This window comes from Kribbella sp. (genome assembly GCF_035655035.1).
Classification (GTDB): domain Bacteria; phylum Actinomycetota; class Actinomycetes; order Propionibacteriales; family Kribbellaceae; genus Kribbella.
Map to the genome: position 1 here is coordinate 1 of NZ_DASRVN010000429.1, position 1537 is coordinate 1537.

At 67.7% G+C, this 1537-nt stretch carries 3 protein-coding genes; all 3 read right to left on the minus strand.

The window, feature by feature from the left end; all coding sequences use genetic code 11:
• The coding region (locus VFF46_RS23805; RefSeq protein WP_325039415.1) for an FAD-binding oxidoreductase at positions 1-719 on the minus strand (719 nt) is incomplete at its 3' end.
• A gap of 25 nt (positions 720-744) precedes the next feature.
• Positions 745-1209, minus strand: coding sequence for a 1,2-phenylacetyl-CoA epoxidase subunit PaaD (gene paaD / locus VFF46_RS23810; RefSeq protein ID WP_325039416.1), 465 nt, complete (start codon positions 1207-1209; stop codon positions 745-747).
• Positions 1203-1537: 1,2-phenylacetyl-CoA epoxidase subunit PaaC (locus tag VFF46_RS23815; protein ID WP_325039417.1), on the minus strand; the 335-nt coding region annotated here is incomplete at its 5' end. The genes paaD and VFF46_RS23815, both read right to left, overlap by 7 nt.

Sequence of the window (1537 nt, forward strand, 5' to 3'; positions counted from 1 at the left end):
ACCCCCTCGGACAGCAGCAGGTCCTGAGCGCCGACCACCATCGCGTACGGGCCGCAGAGGAACCACTCGTCGACCGAGTCCAGCGGCAGGATCGTCGCGAACATCCGCCGCAACCGGTCGGCGTCGATCCGCCCGCTGAACAGCTCCACCTCGGTCGACTCGCGAGACAGCACGTGCACGAGGTGGAAGCGCTCGGCGTACCGGTCCTTCAGGTCCGCGAGATCGTCGGAGAACATCACCGACCCGGCGGTCCGGTTGCCGTACAGCAGCGTGACGCGACTGGACGGCTCGACCGCGAGGATCGTCGCGACGAGTGAGAGTACGGGCGTGATGCCGCTGCCGGCCGCGACAAACGCGTAGTGCTTGGCGTTGGCGGCGTCGAGCGACGTACCGAACCGGCCGAGCGGGGTCATCACCTCGAGTTCGTCGCCGACGCGCAGGTCGCGGGCGGCGTACGCCGAGAACTCGCCGCCGGGGATCCGTTTGACGCCGATCCGCAGGACGCCGGAGCCGGCCGGTGAGCAGATCGAGTAGCTGCGGCGGACCTCCTCCCCGGTACGGCGGATCGTGAGGTGCTGGCCGGCGGTGAAGTCGTACTCGGCGGCGAGCTCGGGCGGTACGGCGAACGTGATCGCGACCGCGTCGTCGGTGATCGGGTCGATCGCGGCGACCTTCAAACTGTGGAAGGTGGCGCGGCGGCGGGGGGCGACGGTGGTCATCAGATCGCCTTACTGTGCTTGCTGTTCAAAGGGATTTGAAGTGGTCGAAGGGTTCCTTGCAGGAGTTGCAGCGCCACAAGCTCTTACACGAGGTGGAGCCGAAGCGACTGAGCTCTGTTGTGTTCGGTGATCCGCACAAGGGGCAGCGAACGCTCACCTGCAGCAGGACCGGTCCACCTGACGGCGGGGCGATGCCGTAGTCGCGCAGTTTGGTTTTGCCCGAGTCGGTCATCCAGTCGGTGGTCCACGCGGGCGAGAGGACGGTTTCCACTCGGCCTTCCACGTTCAGGGAGCGCAGGGTCAGTTCGACCTCGTGGCGGATCAGGTCCATGGCCGGGCAGCCGGAGTACGTCGGGGTGATCGTCACGACCGTCTCGCCGTCCTCGTGCCGAACGCCACGGAGGACGCCGAGGTCGGCGATCGTCAGGACCGGGATCTCGGGATCCGTGATCTCGCCGACTGCCTCGAAGATCGCAGCGTCGGTCACCATGTCGCACCTGGGTGGGATCGGGCGATGTGCTGGAGCTCGGCCAGCAGGTAGCCCATGTGTTCGGTATGGCGCCCCTCGCGCCCGCCGGTGTGCTGGTACGTCGACGAGGGCCGGCTGCAGGTCGACTCGTCGATGACGCCCAGCACTCGTTCGTGCCACGCGTCCTGCAATGTCGAAGGATCCACGGCAACGGCGAGGCGCTGGACCAGGACGTCGGATTCGAACAGTTCGCCCGTGTAGGGCCAGAGCGCGTCGAGGGCGGCCTGCATGCGGCCATGGCTCTCCGGGGTGCCGTCGCCGAGGCGCAGGACCCATTGGGTCGCGTGGT